Source organism: Neobacillus sp. PS2-9, assembly GCF_030915525.1.
Taxonomy (GTDB): Bacteria; Bacillota; Bacilli; order Bacillales; family Cytobacillaceae; genus Neobacillus.
In genome coordinates this window covers 422,008-442,546 of record NZ_CP133269.1, presented here as the reverse complement: position 1 = coordinate 442,546, position 20,539 = coordinate 422,008, and the positions used below count along the sequence as shown (strand labels likewise).

The following is a 20,539-nucleotide window of genomic DNA, read 5'->3' as shown; positions in this document are numbered from 1 at the left end:
GCATTTATATTCGCTTTGTCCATCTTTAGTTAAGGATTATTTAGAACTGGTTAATTCTTTCGCTGTTTTCGCTGCTTCATCCAAAGCGGTCTTCGCATCTTTTTTGCCTAGTAATGCTTCTTGAAGCTTTACTTGTAACTCTTTAGAGAACTCATTGTAAGCTTCTATAGAAGGACGTGAAATAGTAGATTCCAATTGTTTACCCATCTCTGACAATGCTCCGTGATTTTGATTCAATTCTTCATCGCTATAAAGATCTGTCCAAATTGGCAGGGAACCAGCAGCCAAGGACTGTTCTTTTTGGATTTCTTTGCTTCCTAAGAAATTGATAAACTTCCACGCTGCTTCTTCATGGTCACTTTGAGGTGTAATCGCTAAATACATGGAACCAGTTGCGGTAGCATGTGGCGCACCATTTACAGCTGGAATGAGACCTACCTTGACTTTTCCTTTTACCTTAGAATCATCCGCATTGATTTCTCCCCAATAGAAAGACCAACCGGAAACAAATGCTGTTTTACCGTTCTTAAAGGCGTCAAGAATTTGGCGGTCGTTAGCGTTTATAGAAGCAGGATCAACAATCTTTTCTTTGTTCATAGAATCTGTCATATACTGGAGAGCCTTTACTCCGGCTTCGCTGTTAAACACTGGTTTTCCTTTATCGTCAAAGAAACTGCCGCCAAAGGAACCTAAAAACTGGGCAAAGTAACAGACAAGACCTTCATTTGAACTCCATCCCCATGAGCTTGCATTACCCGGTACGAGCTTTTTATCTTGAAGAACCTTTGACATTTGCGTAAATTCATCCCATGTTTGTGGCGGATTAGTGAATCCTGCTTGTTTCAACAAATCTTCATTATAATAGAAGAATAAAACATCATTGAACATTGGAACCCCGTAATACTCTTTGTTATAGGAGACAATATTCATACTTGCTGGGACAATACCTTGTTTCATATCCTCTGTATAACGCTCGGTCACTGGGGAAATAAACCCTGCTTCGGCATACTCTGATGTCCAAATTTCATCGACGTCAACCACATCGTATGCTGCACTGCCGCCAGCATTAAATGAAGCCAATTCTTTGTCATGTAATTGGTCGTAAGCAACGTGTTCTAATTCTACTTTAATGTCTGGATATTTTTTATTAAATTCCTTAATTGCATCCTCTCTAAACCCAGCGAAATCATCACTTGATAAAACACGAATGGTTTGTTTTCTGCTGTCGCTGCTCTCATTTTTATCTGAAGAACATCCAGCTAACGCAGATACTGCAAGCATTGCTGATAAAGATAAACCTAAAATTTTCTTCATTTGATTGCCTCCTATAATCTTGCTAATTTTGAAATTAATCATAAAATATTTCTGAATCCTGTAGCTTTGCAAATACATTAGCTACGGCTCCCAGAGCACCAGCATCACTGCCTAGACAAGCTAGTTCTACTTCAGTCGGAATCGGAATTAATTTACAAACCCAATCCCTTATTTGTTCAATAACTACATCTAAGGATTGAGATACTCCACCGCCAATAACCACTTTCTGCGGGTTTAATAGAGTAACAGCATTTGAAATAGCCGTACCTAGATGTAAAATAAAGTTTTCCACAATTGGTTTTACTTCTTCGTTTCCCCGTTTATATTCCGAAAATAGTTCGCTTGGCGGATAGCCAAGTTCACTTAAAGCAGGTCCAGAAACTTGCTGTTCGAATACCCCAACCCCATTCCTTGATCCAGCCCGACCTTTTTTTACATCTTCCCTGTCAATATAATGATTTATTTCCCCAGCAGAAAAACCATGTCCCTCAATCAGGTTACCTTTGGCAATAATTGCACTACCGACACCTGATCCGATGGCAATAAAGAACATATCATCAATCTTTTCTTTTCCCCCAAGCCACCGTTCACCCAGCGCTGCGCAATTTACATCATTATTAATAAAAACAGGAAAAGGAAAAAAGGGTTTAATCCTTTCAATAAAGTTAAATTGCCCCCAATTTAACAAAGGAACTTCAATAATTTCTCCAGTAAGGCTATTAACGATACCAGGCAGGCCAAACCCTAATCCTAATATCCGATTTATATCTACATTTGATTTCTCTATACACCCTTTAATTAGTTGGATAATGCCATCGATACTATTTGTGGAATCAAATCCTTTTCTGTAGACGATTTCACCATCTAAATCTGTGATGACGACCAATATTTTTGTTCTTCCAATATCAACACCTACACCAAAACCGGATTTAGGATTGAAACCGAGCTCAATACCTTTACGACCACCTCCTATGGAATCTCCAAGCCCAAGTTCGATAACAAACTTTTTGGCTAGAAGGTCATTAACCATTAATGTAACCGTTGATCGACTTAAACCTAATTTTTTTGCAACAATCGCTCGGCTAATAGGCTGCTCGTTACGAATCGTTTCTAATACAAGGGATCTGTTTAACCGTTTAATCAGGTCCAAATTTCCTGTTTTACTCATTACCTCAACCTACCATCATCATAGAATGTTTTCACTTCGTACAAACAAATATACTATCATCACTTCTTACAAGTAAAAGGGTTATAGCAAGAAAGCGATTGAAAACTTTAAATAGCACATGAAGACGCTTACAAAATTCCTTTAATACTAGAAGGTCTGTAACCTTTATCCACTTCCATTTCTCCACACTATCCTAAAGTAATTTGTTTGTTCGACGTTAAAACTAATTCATTAAATTTAATTTACTATATTTATTATATTCTGTCAAATCCAAACAGTTTAACAGACCATTTTACTGCAACGCTTTATTGTTTTAAAATTTTATCATAGTTGCCAGGCTTTGATCTAAAATTTTTTAAAAGTCATCGATCGATGGCTTATTTGTCATGCTCTTTTCCATAACGTGGTTGGCGCACAATTTATTTCAGACTTCACCTCCTTCCCCAAACGGAAGAAGCGCAACAATCCACCACCCCAACACAATATTCAGTTGCAACTACATTCTATCACTATTAATCCACATAAAGGCCTATCATTCTTCGACAAAATTCGGGCGGTGACAGGCACCATAGCCATTTGCTTCCTACGGCGCAGGGTGATTTTCTTGTGTTCTAGAATTGTTTTCCGAAAGAAATATGCACTAACTTCACGCATAATCCCCTTCAGAACTTCTCGTAGAATTTCAAGAAATGTTTCCATGATTATCACCTCCTTTCCTAAAACAGAAAGAAGATTAACAACCAACCACCCCAACAATATTCAGTTGCAACTTCATTCTATCATTTTATATCTATCTAAAAACCTATCAATCTTCGAAAAAATTCGGGGCGTGACACCATAGCCATTCTATCACTTTCCACAACTCTAAAAACCTATCAATTTTCGACAAAATCCGGCCATTTACGTTTAATAAGATAAAATTGGAAAAGGAGAGCTCGAGAGCCCTCCTTTTATATTATTTTAGTTTAAAAATGTTAATACGCTTTTTCATGATAGTATGCTTCTAATTGTTGGTCTCCTCTTTTGGCTGCTACCATTAAACTCATAATGAACAGCATAGTAAAAGAACCCATTAGTAAACCGCCAATGAAAAATAACATAAATAGCCCTCCTATTGTATAGTTCATAATTCGCAGGAAGGTGATCATATTCGGTAACTGGCTAGCATAGTCAACACAGACCTTAGCCCCTGTAGTTTTGCGCCACCATCTTTCAATGGCTTTGCCCTTTCGTACGAACTATGTAAATCTACTTACATTATACCAACATTTACTACTAAAAAATAGTATAAAGTCACTTTACAAACGGATAATTACCTTTATTTATATTGGGAAAATGTTGCGTCCTTATCGGGCGGTGCCTGGCACGAGAATGTTAAAAGTTAATGATGCTTCCCCTCTACGATGTATTCGTCTCGATTTACTTTCTCAATATTGCACCTAACATAACGATAGTATATTGTTGTATTGCGTAAAGAAGGGACAAAAAACTTTTATTATATGAATGTACGTAAAGAATTAGGTTTATAAAGAACACTTGTGTTGGATATTGATAAGTTCATGCAGAACTTTTATTGAAATTGTGGAATTTAAACACTCATTATTTGGAGGTATAGGCTATGAAAGCAATGGTTATTGATAGGTATGGGAAAGTGCCAATGCGTCTGGCAGAAATGCTCACACCGGAAATTGGCGAATATGAGGTACTCGCAGAAATTCATGCAGCTAGTATAAATCCTGTTGATTTTAAGATACGCGACGGGAAAGTGAAATTGTTAGTTAAATATAAAATGCCGCTTATCTTAGGGAATGACTTTTCTGGTGTCGTTGCAAAGGTTGGCGCAAAAGTGACTCGTTTTAAAGTTGGTGACGAAATATATGCACGTCCACGTAAGAGTAAAATCGGTACTTTTGCTGAATATATTGCCATTCATGAAGATGACTTCTCCTTAAAGCCAAAAAATTTAAGCTTTGAAGAAGCGGCATCGATCCCGCTGGTTGGGTTAACCTCCTATCAAGCCCTAACAGACAATTTGCAATTACAAAAGGGACAAAAAATTTTAATTCATGCGGGGGCTGGTGGTGTCGGTACCTTTGCTATCCAATTGGCCAAATTAATGGGTGCCACTGTTGCAACAACTGCCAGTGAAGCTGGTGCGAATTTAGTAAAGTCTCTTGGTGCAGATGAAATGATAAATTACAAGACTGAAAAATTTGAAGAGATACTGAAAAACTATGATGCCGTATTTGATACACTTGGGGGCGAGGTACTCGAAAAATCATTCGAAGTGATAAAAAGCGGAGGAAAAATGGTTTCCGTTTCGGGATTACCGAATGCTCGTTTTGGTAAAGAATATGGTTCCGGATTTTTAAAAACGTTGTTGTTTTCAGCTGCAAGTCATAAAATTACTAAGCTTGAAAAAATGCATAATGTTCAATATACGTTTTTGTTTATGAAGCCAAGTGGAGAGCAATTACGTATAATCGCAAACTTTATTGAGACTGGTAAAATCAAACCTATAATTGATAGAGTTTTTCCTTTTGAAGATTCTCAAAAAGCGATAGAATACGCGGAGTCAGGAAGGGCGAAAGGGAAAATAATAGTAAAAATCAGATAGTTGTGAAACGAAGCAAAAAATATATCCTAACTTTCCCTTTTTTCTTTTTAATGGTTCTATAAAAGTCACTCCCTTTACTGAACTATTAACTATTAAATATAAAGTAATCAAAATGAAAAATCCTCGGGCTAATTACCCGAGGAAGGGAAGGAAACATACAATAGGTTGAAGCCTCTTTCCCTAACTCAAAGACTATCAGTATACGAAGATAATGTGAATATATGTAACGAACATACAAATTTGGAATTATGTAACTCAATAAAAAATCTGTCACATATCCCTATGTGATATACCATCAAACGATTATTTAATAAAGGGAAAAACCTAAGTCAACATTGGTTTCTTGCATTGTAAATATCAATAAGAATATCGACTAATGACTTTATCATAGAGCTTTTCATTTATCAAAATGAACTCAAGGTAGTGATTGTGACAATTGGAAAGCAGAGATCTGGTTTGGTCACAGTGGCTCTTTCCAATCCTGATGCCTTAGATAAAAACTCGTACGATAATTCAATATCTTAATTTTCTTAAAGTGGAGAGGATGTAGTTCAATTAGATGCATTCTTATCGCCGATGCATTGATGCATCGGCATTTTACTTTTCTCACTCCATTAACCAACAGATTTCACCATTTTCCCTTATCTGATATACTAATTAAACGATTAATTAAAAAACCTTGAACCACTCCTTATACTTCTTACTGTCCAAAATCACATAAATAGAATGTCGATAATCCATCCCCAAATTTCCTCTACCATTCCACAAAACCCAAGTTATTTCTCTTCAACCGACTCCATTCGATTACTTTCACTCTTTTACAAGACTAAACAAACGTTTGATTAATTGAAGGATACGCCCTAGTAAACATTGGATTCTTGCTTTGAACTCATCAAAAGAATGTCGACGAGTGACGGTAGTTTTCATTCCTCTTTTATGAGAATAAACTCCATTTGTGGACGGTATGTTACGCAGGGACCTAGAAAAGCACGCTACTGCTTTAAAGCACCGGGGGACTGTCCCCATGACAGTATTTTTCTTTCTTCTGTTCTTCGCTTCCTTCGTAATAGTTTAGTAGGCTGCCCATGTTCATGAAAATAGGAACGGTGGAAACCGTGTTTTTGTATAAGGGGTAGCTACTCCATGGATAATATTCTGGCTTGTTTACCATTTTGGCTTTAACAGGGGTTGAATGAATATAACGGCTGACTTCTAGCATCCCTTCCTTATCTGCAATCACCGAATCATGGAAACGCTTTTCAAACACATGACCGGTTAAGCGGTACTTGGTATTGTAGTAGTTCGCGTAGCGCTTATTAATAAGTCCCATGACCTTAGAAAAAGAGACCTCTTGCGAACGGATTTGCAAATGATAATGATTTGTCATCAGACAATAAGCGGCAATTTCGAATGGGTATTTCTTATGAAGTTGATGAAGAATATGTAAAAAGGCTTCGAAGTCGGAGGCGTTGCGAAACAAGGGATCCCGGCGATTCCCCCGACAGACAATGTGGTAAAAACGGTAATTGATCCATACTCTTTTTTCACGTGACATCTACGTTTCCCTCGCGATTGTTTGCTGTTTTTGATGAAATCCCCAACGCCTTAACGTCATCGCTTCCCAAATTGCTGTATCCGTGATTCTCTCTTCCCCAGCAAGGTCCGAGATGGTTCGTGCCAATCGAATAATTTTGATCTGCACGCGGTTACTCCAATTCTGCTTCGCTGCTACCTTCGTAAGCATCACTTGATGTTCAGTGGTTAACGGACTTAGTTGATGAAGCACTTCAAAGGGAACCTTCGCATTACTGACCTCTTGTTGATAGCGATGATATTGGAGGGCTCTAGCCTTTTGCAGCCGTTGGCGGATCTCCTCTGAGGTTTCTACTGCTTTTGCTGGCTGATCTAGGTTGATAGACTGTAAGGATAGCAGGATATCAATCCGATCATACACAGGGCCTGATAACCGGTTTCGATAGGTTTGAAGTTGCTTTTGTGAACAGGTGCAGTAATGATGATTGGCACCAAAGTATCCACATGGACAGGGATTCATGGCAGCAATAAGGATAAACGAGGAGGGATAAGTCACGGTCGAATGGGCTCTGCTAATTGTTACTTGGCCTGTTTCAAGAGGTTGCCGCAGCATATCAAGCGTCTTCTTTGAAAACTCAGCGATTTCATCTAAAAATAGTACCCCTCGATGGGCGAGCGAGATTTCTCCTGGTCTGGGTGATGAACCTCCTCCAATAATGGCTACAGAAGAGGCGGAATGGTGCGGATGCCGAAAGGGGACAGCTTGGGCCAAGCTTCGCTTTTCTCCAGCAAGCTGATAGAGGCTTAACACGTCCAACTGAGACTGAGTAGTTAACGGGGGCAAGATAGATGGAAATGTTTCTGCGAGCAAGCTTTTTCCGCAGCCTGGCGGGCCGCTCATGAGGAGATTATGTTCACCCGCTGCAGCAATTTCAAGTGCACGTTTGGCTTGTTCATGACCGATGACATGGCAGAAATCCTTTTGTGGAGATTCAGATAAATGAGGACTAGGGAGATGATGGGGTAAGGGGATATGAGTAAATAAGCTTTCTTGGCCTTCTAAATGACGAACAACCTCCTCTATATGTTGAACCACTACACATTCAATCCCTTCCAGCATATGAATCGGTATTTCCGGATCATAAGGAAGATAGACCTTCTTCAAACCAAGTCCTTTTGCTGAAATGACCGCTGGCAGTATCCCTTCTGCTGTTACAACCATGCCATCAAGTGAAAGCTCCCAAATAAACGCAGTCTCTAATGGAATCTCCGTCTTAATCACTTTCTGTTCCTTCAATGCCGCAATGTCCATGGCCAAGTCAAACAACGGACCGTTTTTCTTTTGCTCCGATGGGGATAAATTGACCACCACTTTCTGATTCGTCACATCCACAGCAAAGTGGCTAAGTGCCGCTATGACTCGCTCCCTCGACTCCTTAACCGAGGCATCCGGCAGGCCCACAATCACCATCGATTCCGTCCCAGATTTGATTTTCACCTCCACCTGCACACGATAGCCTTCCAGACCTTTTAAACCAATACTGGATACCTTAACAGTCATGACAAAGCCTCCTAAACATGAATTTTGATTTTTATCGTAATTAAGATGGAAACGCAAAAAACGAATGATGAATTCATAAAAAACGATTGAGGAAAATACGTAAATGAGGAATGAGAAGAAGGTAATAATCTAATAGGAAATTTCTACAAAAGTCATCAAAATCCTTCATGGATCTAAAATAAATCTGGAACCAAGCCCAACTGAACTCCTGCAACTTTTAAATGTGAATGTTTTTGTATATAATGGATATATAATAAAAAAGAGAAGTGCTCTAACACTTCTCCATTGCAACCTCTACCGTCAGGGTGATGGTTGTTTAAGGTTTATTTTTTGTGAGAATCACCCTTTTGCTTGCTACGGCGCGGGGTGGTTTTCTTGTTTTTTAGAACGTTTTTCCGAAAGAAATAAGCGCTCAATTCACGCATAACCTCTTTCAGAACTTCTCGTAGAATTTCAAGAAATGTTTCCATGATTATCACCTCCCTCCCGAATCGGAAAGAAGCGCAACAATCCACCACCCCAACAATATTCAGTTGTAACTACATTCATCACTATTAATCCACATAAAGGTCTATCATTCTTCGACAAATTTCGGGCGGTGACAGGCACTGGAATCTAAAAAGCGATAGAATATGCGGAGTCAGGAAGGGCCAAAGGGAAAATAATAGTAAAAATCAGATAGTTGTTAAACGAAGCAAAAAATATATCGCATATAAAAAAGCGTCAAAACATGTGGGGATAGTTTGACGCTTACAGTTATACACTGGCTTTTGGTAAAAAAATCATTAAAAAGAACGTCGAACATTGACTGTTTCTTATTCTTATCACTCTTCGACAAATTTCGGTTGGCGCCAGGCACCATAGCCATTGGTTACTTAAAACTTATCTACTTCTTTACATATTAAGTTTACTTTCTAATTCAATCCTTCGTTCCTTTAAATAGCAATCTAGTATCCTTTCAATTTGCTCGAATTTATCTTTTAATTTAATATCTTGTTTAATGTATATAATTTTTTTTAAGGTTTTAGGTAAATAGTCAATGGATTTCATTCTTTAAATATCCTTAAGTTATCATTATTTATTTCAAGCTACCCCCATATTACTCTCCCCCTCCCCCGAGAATAGTACACCCTGCTTTTAAAATTTATTTATACCTATAAAATTGATTCCCAACCGATTTACAAAAATCCACATAATATCACAAAAGATAATAATTTTTTTCCCATGAAATAACATACATTTTCCACTTTTCTCTTTATGCTTATATTAATAAATAAATAGAGGAGGATATTTCAATGCAGCCAAATTTAAAAATCAGTAATATTTTTACTTTTAAAACATCACTAGAAATAGCATTAGAAGTTACTTTTCCAGTATTACCAAGTGAAGTAAACGAAAATCTAAACAGCTTACTTAAAAGAATACCCAATAAGTCGGGGGCAGATACAATAACAGCTTCCAACGAGGAGAAAAAGCAGTTAAAAGATTGTATAAACGCTTTTAAGCATACAAAAAGTTGCATCTGGCTAAGAGAAGATTTTCTACAAGCATTAAATGACATATCACAACAATGTTAAAAATATTTATAGGTTATTTCAAAGGGTTCATCGATTAAAATCTTCAATTCATTTAAAAAATATTCTGTATCAACTAAATTAATATACTAATAAGATAAACTTTAAATATTTCAATATTAATCCTAAAGTGTATGGCCTAAATATAATTATTCAGAAATATTAACTGCTTTTGAATTACTTCCATTGAAATTTACTTACAGAGAAAAAAGAATAAAAAATGGAAAAAGAGGATTATTCCCTTTTTCCATTTTTTTCATAAAACTATATTAATCTGCTTTGTATTCACGATAATAATTTTTTTAAAATTATAATCTCCAATAACTATATCCTCTTCCCTCAATTTCCTCTCTATTAAGTATACTTTTAACATCCATTATAACCTTTTCTTCATTTTTAAGACTTCCAAACATACCGTCAATCTGATCCAAGTCCATATTTTTAAATTCATTATGTGCTACTGCAAAAACAAGGCAGTCTGCATTAATAACCTCGTCAAGTTCAACTAGGTCTACATCATATTCACTTTTGGCATCATTTTTTATAGCAACAGGATCAACAACTGTCGGTTCAATTCCATATTCTCTTAATCGCTCTATAATATCCGAGACCTTAGAATTTCTAGTATCAGGGCAATTCTCCTTAAAAGTTAATCCAAGGATTACAACATTTGATTTTTTAACTACCTTATTAGTAAGGATCAACTTCTTTATAATAGCATCAGCAATAAATTCTCCCATTCCATCATTAATCTTCCGTCCAGAAAGAATTATTTGACTATGATAACCTAGCTTTTCTGCTTGATATACAAAATAATACGGATCTACTCCAATACAATGTCCTCCTACTAGTCCGGGATAGAACTTCAATGCATTCCATTTAGTATTCATTGCATCAACAACTTCTTTTGTATCGATTCCCATTCTGTCAAATACCATAGCAAGCTCATTCATAAATGCAATATTGATATCCCGTTGACTATTTTCAACAACTTTTGCTGCCTCAGCCACTTTAATAGAACTTGCTTTATGAACGCCGGCTTCAATAACAAGTTCATATACTTTAGATATTTCTTCTAAGCTTTCATTATCCATACCCGAAACAATTTTTATGATATTCTCTAATCTGTGGATTTTATCTCCTGGATTAATTCTCTCCGGAGAATACCCTACTTTAAAGTCGATTCCACATTTAAGCCCCGATTCTTTTTCAAGTATTGGAACACAAATATCCTCTGTTACACCTGGATAAACAGTTGATTCATAAACTACTATTGAACCTTTTGTTAAATTCCTACCTACAATCGTGCTTGCTCCTTCAACTGGTGTTAAATCTGGTGTCTTATCACTATTAATAGGGGTTGGAACAGCAATTATATGGAACCTTGCTTCTTTCAATCTAGTTTCATTAGATGTAAAATCTACCTTAGTTAGTTTAATAAATTCATTTCCCACTTCGTTAGTTGGGTCAATTCCGTTCTTATATTGGTTTATTTTTTCCTCATTTACATCGAATCCAATAACATTAACCTTTTTAGAAAATGCAACAGCTATTGGCATCCCTACATATCCTAAACCAATTATAGATATTTTTTCCTCATGGTTAATAATTTTTTCATAAAGTGACATTTTAATCTCTCCTCTAATAATATCAATTAATTAGTAAATTTTAATCTAAAGATTTTAATTGAAAAAATAAAAGGCAAGCAACCAAATAAATTATATTTTTTTAAGATATATAAATAATTTAAGCTCTTAACTTTAGTTTTTTTATAAAAAAGGTTATTTGTTCACACTTTAGCAGAATCAAAATAATAATATAAGTTAACAAACCAAAAATCGAAACTAAGACAAGACTAACGAAAGTATTTGAAATAATAAAATACTTGCTAAAAATAGTCATCGCTAATAACATTCCCATGCTAGCAAAAATAAATTTTAGTAATGAAGGCAATAATGATGTAGTTCTTATGCTCGGTATCTTTTTCTTAAGACTTACCAACATAAGTATTGCAGATACAATCGCCGAAATGGTTGTTCCTAATGCAATACCCGATATACCTAAATATTTTACAAACATTAAGCTAAAAATTATATTTAAAAATACACCTAGTGCACCATTCAACATTGGTGTCTTAGTGTCTTGAATTGCATAAAATCCCCGAATAATTACTTCTCGTATTGCATAAAATACATATGATAAAGAGTAATAAGTTAAAGCACTAGATGTCAGAGAAATAGCAGCAGCATTAAAACTTCCTCTTCCAAAAACAACTGTTACAATATTGGATGAATTTCTCATTACAATAAGAGATAATGGTAACAAAATCATAGTTAATACAAGTAAACTATTAACTAGACTTTTACTAAAAGACTCTACCTTCCCCTTAGAAAAATCCTCTGCCAATGTTGGATATAGTACAGTTGAAAGAGAAGTAATAAAAATGCTAATAATCATACTATTAATAGAACCTGAGTATGATAATGCCGAAACAGCACCTTCTGATAATTTTGATGCAAGTGCTTTATCGACAATATTGTTCAATTGAATAATACTATTTCCTAACAAAATAGGAAGTGCAAGTACAAAAATATTTTTCACATCTTTATCAAAGGGATTAATTTTAAGTGTTAAAGAAAATTGATTTTTTTTTGTCCAATACATAAGGACCAATACTTGAATTAAATTCCCTATCAAAAATGTTATCGTTAATAACTCAATACCCTGGTTTCTTCCAAGTCCTATAGTAATAAGAATTATTAATATATTGCTTAAAAGTCCAGATACTTGTGAAGCATAAAATAGCTTCCGGGAGTTAAGAATTGCAGATAGCATATATTGAACCATAGTAAGAAAAAAGGCAGCCATTACTAATCTAGTAAGGAAAATTGCAAGAGATAGTGTATCATTATTGAACCCAGGTACTAATAAGGGAACAATATCGGGTGCAATTATAACTGCAAGGATACTTAAAGAAATAGAAATGCCTAGTGAAGCTACCATTGCCTTTGATGCAAACTGATCACTTTCTCTTTTGCTATTATTAATAGTCTTATTTATATAAAGAGAGATAAACGCGGTTGAAAAACTACTGCAAACAGCAGGGAATACCATGGCTGGCATACTTTGAGCAACAAAAAAGGCATCTGTTTCAGAATTTGCTCCATAATAGGACGCAATTATTGCTTCACGAATAAATCCCAGGATTTTACTAGCAATAACTATTATAGAAACCAATACTGTAGCCTTTAGTATACTTTGTGATTTTTTTAAGTTCATTAGCCTCTACCTAACTTCAAAAAATGAATTTATATTTAACTTAATTATCTAGGTAATTGTATCAAACTCCCCATAATTTTATCTGCCTCTGGAAATATATCCGGATCCAAACACCCTCCCGGAGTAAAAGTAAGTTCCCCAAAGATCGTTTTCCCTTCAATTAAATAAAAATCAGCCCTAACAAATGGAAAAGGCCCCGCTAATTTTTCAGCATAATCGAACATCTTATCAATTCCCTCAGGCTTTGGAATAGTAAAACCTTCTGGAACCTCAAGTGCCTCTTGGCTAAAAGGGACCATTTTCCAATCTTTATCAAAGTAAAAATACTGTGGATGACCTTCTTCTCTACCCACACATATCATTACATATTCAGCTTTTCCATTGAAACAATGGAATTTATAGTCTTCTGGTAAAAACCCTGTTCCATCATTTAAATATCTTTCACATATAATTTTTCTATCAATATATCTATAGTTTAGTTCTGCATGGATTCTCCAATACTCTGTATTCATCCATTCATTTAATTTCTTTTTAGCCTCTTCTATGTCAAATTTACTTTTATCATCGCAAATTATGTTATATTTGCATCCATGATTGCATTTAATCGCAAATTGATTTGGTAGAGCATCCCAGTCAATATCTTCCACGTTATCCCAAACACCGATTAAATCATTTAGAATTTCATTACAACCCTTATCTTGAATATACTCACGAACTTTATATTTATCTACACACTTTGTTATAAGAGGGTTTTTATTATATGTGTTAAGCTTTAGCCACATTAATTTTGCATTCATTGTTTGTGGGTTCTTTAAGTCCAATTTCTGCTTTAGTATTAGCCTATATAACATCTTACTAGAAAGTGTTGGTGATATAACAGATAGTGCATTTCTCCCTTTTCTGTACAATCCTAATATTGTTTTATTATTTCTTAATAGATTTAGATTCATCGTAAAGCCCCTTTATACTGATATTAAGATTTAAAAATAAGCAATCTGACTTTATTCCATTTATATGAACTCTGAACTGAAGACCAGAAATTCTCTACACCTAACCAACTTCCGAATTTTGCAAACAGAAATTTTCTTCCTAATTCAACCAAAGAACAAGTTATATAAATAATTATTACAGATAAGAATAGATGTATAACAAGCCAGTTGCTTTCCAGGTATTCGGTTGGCTTAACTAATTCAGACCAAAGTAAATTTTTAAAATTAAAATGAGTATGAATTAAGTAAACTCCAAAAGTATACTTTGAAAAAAATCTAACCAATCCAATTGTATTAGGATTTTTTATATTTATATTTAGGAATAGAATAAAAATGCTGGTAGCTGCAAAAAGGACTATAAGAGAACTGTACTGATAGAAAATACTTGATCCCTCAGGGTGACCCAATATTACTTTTGTTAAATTAGCAATTATGAATTTTGATAAGGCTAACAATAAAGAAAATGCAAAATAACACCAAAACCAAAATTTCCTCTTTCCATTTGGAACATAGTATAGCCTTATATATGCAGCTAGAAAGTACAAACAAATAAACCATATAATCCCATAACCACTATTAACACCAAAGGGATCTGAAAAGAAGAATATATTTGGCAACAGTGAAAAAATAAAAAACATTACAATAAGACAGTATTGTAACTGCTTTTTAGTTAATGATTTTATAGCAATGTTTAGTATAGGAGATATAACATACATTCCAACGTAAATTGTAGCAAACCAATATTTTTGACTAATAAGAGGTATACTTGCCTTAAGAAATTCAAAAAAACTAAATTTTGTAAATCCTACGAGACACAAAACTAAGTAAATTCCAAGTGAATAGAAAAAAACCTCTCCCCATAAACTAACTAATTTTTTTAGTTTAAAATTGGAGTTTATCAGGAAATAACCACTTATCAAAACATAGCAATTTACTGCAACATAACAGAATGCCTCAATAATCCATGATAAGAAATAATTTAGGCTATTATAAAAATTTGACTCATAAATACCTGCAAATAACAAATAATGCGTTGTAACAATCATTAACATTGAAATAATACGTAATAATTCAATATTGTCTTTTCGTTTACTGATCTTAACCTCTTTTTTATTTATAAAATTTCCTTCAGCTCTACTAACAATAGTGGGGCTACTATTCACCACTCAATCACATCCTAAAATAATTAATAGCTTAAGTAGTATTAAATAAGAAATATAGTAATCTAAGTAACGTTTTTTATATTTTTTGGTAACATATATAAAACCAATAGTAGTGCTAAAATACCATGTGTAAGTAATACAGTAGTAAAAAAAGAACTTATGAGGTAAAAAGAAATCGTAATACATGCTATAATGTATATTTTGGGTTCCAAACCTTTAACACATTCATCAAACAGTCTAAATAATACTGCTAAAAGTAACGGCATAATTAATATCCCTAATAACCCAAGATTTGCAATAGCATCACTTATTAATCCACTATTAGCACCAAGATCTGGATTATTATAGTAAATTGCTCCAATTAGATGATCTATACTTGTATAGTTAGATTCTGCACCAAAAAATCTTAAAAAGCCCTGCCGAAAGTAATCTGGTGTATTATTTGTGAAAAAATCAAAATAGCTATAAGTAATACTATTTGTTGAAAACATTACTCTTCTTATAAAGTAAGTAATAATATTGTAGGATCCAAAAACTAGTTTTTCAAACAATCCAACTAAACTTATTAAAGCAAAAAGAATTGCAATTTTCTTTAAATATATATTTTTATAATAATAACTACATAGAGCTGCTAATATAGTTATCATTAAGACAGTTTTCGAGCCATCTATAGAAAATGATAATAACTGAACAAAAACAAATAAAGAAGAAAGCAGGTAATTTTTTTTTGAAAATAAATATACAATTATTATTGGATTAATAGCTTTTGAAGCAGAAAATAAATAAACTAGTAGAGTTGGCATATTAAAGGATGTAGCTTCTGAACGATAGTCATAAATATTTTCTAAACTAAGTGATAATCTAAAGCCTGTGTAAATACCAGATATACCTAAAACTACCACTAAAAAAAACAGGCCAATATACAAAATAAAACTATCAGACTTATTCTGTTTCGAATTATCGGGAAGTATCTTCACCTTTTTCAATACTTTATAAAATATAACAATCATTATCCAATAAAGCATATTTGCTATTATATATTTAAAATCAAAACAACTAAATGCCACCATGGTTGTAAATGGAACAAAATATAATAAAGTAATTAAATTAACTATTATTGAAGAAGGTTGATTTTGAAAATCAATCTTTGGGACTAAAAGTATAATCGTCAATAATAATAACCAAGATGTTATATAGTAACTAATCTCAAATTTCGCAGTGAAACCCTCATATTTAAAAATAGTAGAAATAAAGTTAAAGTAAATACAATCTAATGTTATTCTTGCAATTGTAATTGCAAGTAATCCTTTATTATTTTTAATATTAATTTTTTTTATAGACATCTAATTTTCACTCCAAAATTTAACAACCACTCTATTAATATTAATAAAAAACAATAGCCAACTAACTACTATTGAAAGATCCTTAAAAGGTTTTTCAAAGAAGTTAAATATTTAGTTTATCTTTAAATTTTTTATTCTAAAATATAATTAACGAATAATTCTTTCATATCAATGTTTTCTTTTCTTATAAAATCCCTCTATTGAATTAACAATAGAAATTATATAAAAATTAAAATATAGATAAAGAGTACTTGTTAAGACTACTACTGCTTCTAAAAAAAATAAATCCAATGAATGCCGTATCCATTACTTTATGGGTGGTTCTCAAAATGACACAGTTTAGGATGCAGATAAAATATTTAAATTGATAAAAAGTGAAAATCCTATAAAGTGAATTCCTTTTCTAAATCCTTAATAATCTTTTTTGCATCTTTTAAATCATGGTAAAACCACCCACTATTAACACATAAATCAATTTTCTCAGAAGAAAATCTATACTTAATTATTTTAGCGGGTGCACCAACAACAATAGCATATGGTGGTACGTCATGAGTTACAACAGCGTTAGCACCAATTACAGCACCATTGCCAACTTTAATTCCCTGTTTAATAACAACATTAGCTCCACACCAAACATCGTTACATATTTCGGTTTTTGAAATATTTAAAGAGTGACCTATTAAATTTCCACTAATTTTTTGATATGTTGTTATATATTCCTTACTATGTTCCCCTTGTCCAATCTTTACCCCTGGTCCAAAAGAACAATAATTACCAACTTTGGAGTTATTCACCATTGTATAAGGTCCAAAATAATTATATTTACCAATAGAAGCAGTCTCTTGAATAAGTACTCCTTTGGTAAACTTGTTATTTTTTCCGAGTTCTCTTGCATAAACCCCCATCTTCCCTGTCATTATCCTAGATAATCGATGTATGATTTTCCAAATCAAATCTATCATGTTAATCATACCTATTTTACTCCCTCGTAAATTTCTTTATATATTTTCGATAGGCTAGACCACTTAAATTTATCAACCAAACTTATGCAGTTTTCTGAAATGCTATCATAGGTGTTTATAATTTTTATCACAGTATTACAAATCTCATTTGGATCTGTTGGAGATACATGATAACCTACAGTACCCTCTGCAAATTGCTTATCAAACCCTTGACCTTTAGTATAGATTATCGGAAGACCTTGACTCATAGCTTCAGCATAAACTAAACCAAAAGTCTCATAGTAAGATGGCATTAAAAATATATCGTGATTTCTATAAGTATTTAACAGGTCTTGTTTTGCCTGTGGGTGCATATAACTTACAAATTTATAATTTTTTAGTTTTTCATAGACTGAAAGATCCTCAATTTTTCCTACAACTGTAAAAGTAGCATTTATCCCCTTTTCTCTTAATTGTTTAATAGCTTCTAAACTTGTCTCAATATTTTTACCTTTATTAATTCGACCTGTATAGATTACTTTTATTGTATTTTTGTCCTTAAGTGTCCTCTCACTTGCCTTGTTTTCTAACCAAAAGTTATCAATACCATTAGGTATTACAGTACTTTTGGATTTCACCTGATTTTGGTATTTTACTGGGATGTAATTTTCTATTAACTCTTCCATACATGGTGTTGAGATAAAGATTATTTTGGATGAATTTAGCAGGATATTAATACCTTTCTTTCTTAAATACCTTCTTTTTTTAAAAAATAAGTTAAGATCAGTATTCCTAACAGAAACTATATAAGGAATCTCGTATTTTTCCTTCATCTTTAAAGCTATATTTCCATCGGTGAAAAGAGTATGGGCATGAATTTTATCATATTCACTAGGATTCACTAAGGATATCAGACTCCTGTATATTTTCCGTTGTTTTATATAAAAGAAATACCTATCAAAGTTATTAAAGCATATTGGATAATATATATTTGATTTGGGTTCAATTGCAAAATTAATCTTACCGCTAATAGGCATAAAAACTTGGCTATTTATATTTAATATATCTAGCTCATCATTTAACTTTTCATATAACGTCGTATACAAGTAATTTGAATTAATGTGTAAAATATTCATAGAAGCCCCCAACATTTTTATACGTTTTCAATAATATCAATTAATCTATCAGTTAGATTAGAAAAGTCAAAATCTAATGCAGCATTTCGAGCATTTGCTCCCATATTTGCACGTTTTTCCTCATTATCTGTAACTGATAATATTGTTTCAACAATATCATTTGGGGTCTGTATTAAAGAACTAACTCCACACTTATATTTCTGGAGAACACTATATCCAGTACTATACGTCTGAATAATACATTTACCAGCAGCAAGGTATTCAAAAAATTTATTTTGACTTTGTCCATATTTATCTAGCATTGTACTTTTATTATGCAAAATATTTATGTCAGCCTGCTTTAATATGTTAGGAATATATTTCTTATCAACTCTACCCTTAAATTTCACATTTTGAATACCTTCATTTTTACACCTTTGTTCTAAACTAATTCTCTCATCACCATCTCCAAATATTAAAAATCTAATATTGCTTTTTCCTCTTTCACTCAACTGCTTTGCTACATCGAGTAACATATCAATATTGTTTACTTTTCTAATTGAACCAGTATATACAATGTTTATATATTCTTTTTCTTCTAGATCACTGTCTTTAAAAGTAAAATAATTTGCATTAGAGTCATATTTATTAAGAGCAACACCATTACTTATATGGTATACTTTTGAGACATCTAAATCTGAATCCCAACCATGCTCAATTATATAACTCTTTCCTCCTTCCCAAGTCATAATAATTCTATCTGCTTTTTTATATATCCATTTTTCACCGGCGTACATAAGTTTCGCTATTAAACTCTCTTTTTCAATTGAACCATACGCAATAATACTTTCTGGCCATAAATCACGAACTTCACATATGCATGGTACCTTAAAAATTTTTGCAATGCTTAGCCCTGCTAATAAAGTTAACGGGTGTACAGAAGATGCTAAAATGATATCTGGTTTACCAAATTTTCGAGCATATTCTTTAGCAATTAACCTTAGGTTCGTGTAAAAAGTAAACATGTTTTTTAAACGATTAACACCATTCCCCTTATAATCAGAGGATTTAATAAAAACAAATGGTATATTTTCAATAATATCAGTGACATATTTTTTTTTATTCGGAATCATAGGTTCTGCATTATTGTCAAAATGATTTGTACTAGCACAAAAAATAGTAGGTTGATAATTCTTTTTGTTTAAATAATCTGCAAAAAAATAATGCCTACCACCACTTTCAAAAAACATATTTGTAGCGTAGTGATTCATTATCCAAACATTTTTTTTCATTTCTTTATTCTCCCTACATTAGTTTAATCTTTAAAAATTTTAGCTGGAACCCCCATATAAGTCCCACCCTTTTCAATATCATTAATTACTACAGCTCCCGCCCCGATTTTACAGTTTTTTGTAATACTTACATTGTTACTCACTATACTTCCTATACCTAGCCATGTACCATTTCCTATTTTTACAGTACCAGCTAAATGTGCACCAGGTGAAATATGAACGTAGTCCTCAATCAAATTGTCATGATCAATTGTAGCACCCGAATTTATTATGCAACCCTTCCCGATTAGGGTACTACAGTTCACTACCGCCCCAGGCATAACCACCGTTCCTGGTTTTATCTCTACATTATTTCCAATAATTGCACTAGGATGAATCAATTTAGGTATAGTTGCACCTATTGCCTCAAGACTTTCCTGCAATTTTTCTCTTATAGAGTTGTTACCGACTCCAACAAAAATATCAAAGTCATCAATATATTTAAGAACATCATCTGATGTACCAATGATTTGAAGTCCCATTGATACATCAATTCTTTTATTATCATCAAGAAATGAAATACTCTTCCATTCATTCATTTTCTTTGCAATGTCTGCAACCACTTTTCCATGGCCACTAGCACCAATTATCAGAAGTTTGTTTTTCATGAT

Annotated in this window: 17 protein-coding genes, 1 pseudogene and 1 riboswitch; of the genes and pseudogenes, 3 read left to right on the top strand and 15 right to left on the bottom strand. The window is 33.4% G+C overall.

From position 1 onward, the window contains the following. Positions 1–36: 36 nt before the first annotated feature. The 3 genes from RCG25_RS02250 to RCG25_RS02240 form a co-directional block, all read right to left on the bottom strand. The gene (locus RCG25_RS02250) at positions 37–1,314 is read right to left on the bottom strand and encodes an extracellular solute-binding protein (protein WP_308082050.1); all 1,278 of its coding nucleotides are present in this window, start codon (positions 1,312–1,314) and stop codon (positions 37–39) included. Positions 1,315–1,348: 34 nt separating this feature from the next. Next, positions 1,349–2,482 carry an ROK family transcriptional regulator gene (locus RCG25_RS02245; RefSeq protein WP_308082049.1) on the bottom strand — a complete coding sequence of 378 codons (1,134 nt, stop codon included), beginning with the start codon at positions 2,480–2,482 and terminating at the stop codon, positions 1,349–1,351. Between the two features lie 974 nt (positions 2,483–3,456). Then, entirely contained in the window at positions 3,457–3,582 is a 126-nt protein-coding gene (locus RCG25_RS02240; RefSeq protein WP_308082048.1) for a hypothetical protein, read from the bottom strand. Between the two features lie 49 nt (positions 3,583–3,631). Then, a riboswitch (cyclic di-GMP riboswitch) is annotated at positions 3,632–3,718 on the bottom strand. Positions 3,719–3,939: 221 nt separating this feature from the next. Between RCG25_RS02240 and RCG25_RS02235 the strand changes: the two are divergent. Together RCG25_RS02235 and RCG25_RS02230 are read left to right on the top strand one after the other, a co-directional pair. Next, positions 3,940–4,011, top strand: a pseudogene (locus RCG25_RS02235) (ArsR family transcriptional regulator); the annotation flags it as partial. An 89-nt stretch (positions 4,012–4,100) separates the two neighbouring features. Beyond that, positions 4,101–5,099, top strand: a complete 999-nt coding sequence (locus RCG25_RS02230; protein ID WP_308082047.1) for an NADP-dependent oxidoreductase — start codon at positions 4,101–4,103, stop codon at positions 5,097–5,099. Positions 5,100–6,099: 1,000 nt separating this feature from the next. Here the strand turns inward: RCG25_RS02230 and RCG25_RS02225 are convergent. From RCG25_RS02225 to RCG25_RS02215, 3 genes are all read right to left on the bottom strand, one after another. Further along, entirely contained in the window at positions 6,100–6,654 is a 555-nt protein-coding gene (locus RCG25_RS02225) for an REP-associated tyrosine transposase (protein WP_308082046.1), read from the bottom strand. Next, on the bottom strand, positions 6,655–8,193 hold the full coding sequence (locus RCG25_RS02220) for a YifB family Mg chelatase-like AAA ATPase (protein WP_308082045.1): 1,539 nt from the start codon (positions 8,191–8,193) through the stop codon (positions 6,655–6,657). 323 nt (positions 8,194–8,516) lie between these two features. Further along, positions 8,517–8,663 (bottom strand): hypothetical protein, encoded by a 147-nt coding sequence (locus RCG25_RS02215; RefSeq protein ID WP_308082044.1) that lies wholly within the window; start codon positions 8,661–8,663, stop codon positions 8,517–8,519. An 825-nt stretch (positions 8,664–9,488) separates the two neighbouring features. Here RCG25_RS02215 and RCG25_RS02210 point away from each other — a divergent pair. Continuing rightward, complete coding sequence (locus RCG25_RS02210) at positions 9,489–9,770, top strand: hypothetical protein (RefSeq protein WP_308082043.1); 282 nt, start codon at positions 9,489–9,491, stop codon at positions 9,768–9,770. 305 nt (positions 9,771–10,075) lie between these two features. Here RCG25_RS02210 and RCG25_RS02205 read toward each other — a convergent pair whose 3' ends face one another. The 9 genes from RCG25_RS02205 to RCG25_RS02165 form a co-directional block, all read right to left on the bottom strand. Further along, on the bottom strand, positions 10,076–11,395 hold the full coding sequence (locus RCG25_RS02205; protein WP_308082042.1) for a nucleotide sugar dehydrogenase: 1,320 nt from the start codon (positions 11,393–11,395) through the stop codon (positions 10,076–10,078). A gap of 118 nt (positions 11,396–11,513) precedes the next feature. After that, positions 11,514–13,046, bottom strand: coding sequence for a murein biosynthesis integral membrane protein MurJ (murJ, locus tag RCG25_RS02200; protein ID WP_308082041.1), 1,533 nt, complete (start codon positions 13,044–13,046; stop codon positions 11,514–11,516). A 44-nt stretch (positions 13,047–13,090) separates the two neighbouring features. Then, a complete protein-coding gene (locus tag RCG25_RS02195) occupies positions 13,091–13,996 on the bottom strand; it encodes an ATP-grasp fold amidoligase family protein (RefSeq protein ID WP_308082040.1) in 906 nt (301 codons plus the stop codon). Positions 13,997–14,019: 23 nt separating this feature from the next. Continuing rightward, positions 14,020–15,201 carry an acyltransferase gene (locus tag RCG25_RS02190; protein ID WP_308082039.1) on the bottom strand — a complete coding sequence of 394 codons (1,182 nt, stop codon included), beginning with the start codon at positions 15,199–15,201 and terminating at the stop codon, positions 14,020–14,022. A gap of 59 nt (positions 15,202–15,260) precedes the next feature. After that, complete coding sequence (locus RCG25_RS02185) at positions 15,261–16,541, bottom strand: O-antigen polymerase (protein ID WP_308082038.1); 1,281 nt, start codon at positions 16,539–16,541, stop codon at positions 15,261–15,263. 383 nt (positions 16,542–16,924) lie between these two features. Then, positions 16,925–17,512: a CatB-related O-acetyltransferase gene (locus RCG25_RS02180; RefSeq protein WP_308082037.1), complete on the bottom strand. Its 588-nt coding sequence runs from the start codon at positions 17,510–17,512 to the stop codon at positions 16,925–16,927. 2 nt (positions 17,513–17,514) lie between these two features. Continuing rightward, positions 17,515–18,519, bottom strand: a complete 1,005-nt coding sequence (locus RCG25_RS02175; RefSeq protein ID WP_308084082.1) for a glycosyltransferase family 4 protein — start codon at positions 18,517–18,519, stop codon at positions 17,515–17,517. Positions 18,520–18,635: 116 nt separating this feature from the next. Next, positions 18,636–19,889, bottom strand: coding sequence for a glycosyltransferase family 4 protein (locus RCG25_RS02170; RefSeq protein ID WP_308082036.1), 1,254 nt, complete (start codon positions 19,887–19,889; stop codon positions 18,636–18,638). Between the two features lie 23 nt (positions 19,890–19,912). Beyond that, positions 19,913–20,536, bottom strand: a complete 624-nt coding sequence (locus RCG25_RS02165) for an acetyltransferase (RefSeq protein WP_308082035.1) — start codon at positions 20,534–20,536, stop codon at positions 19,913–19,915. Positions 20,537–20,539: the final 3 nt, after the last annotated feature.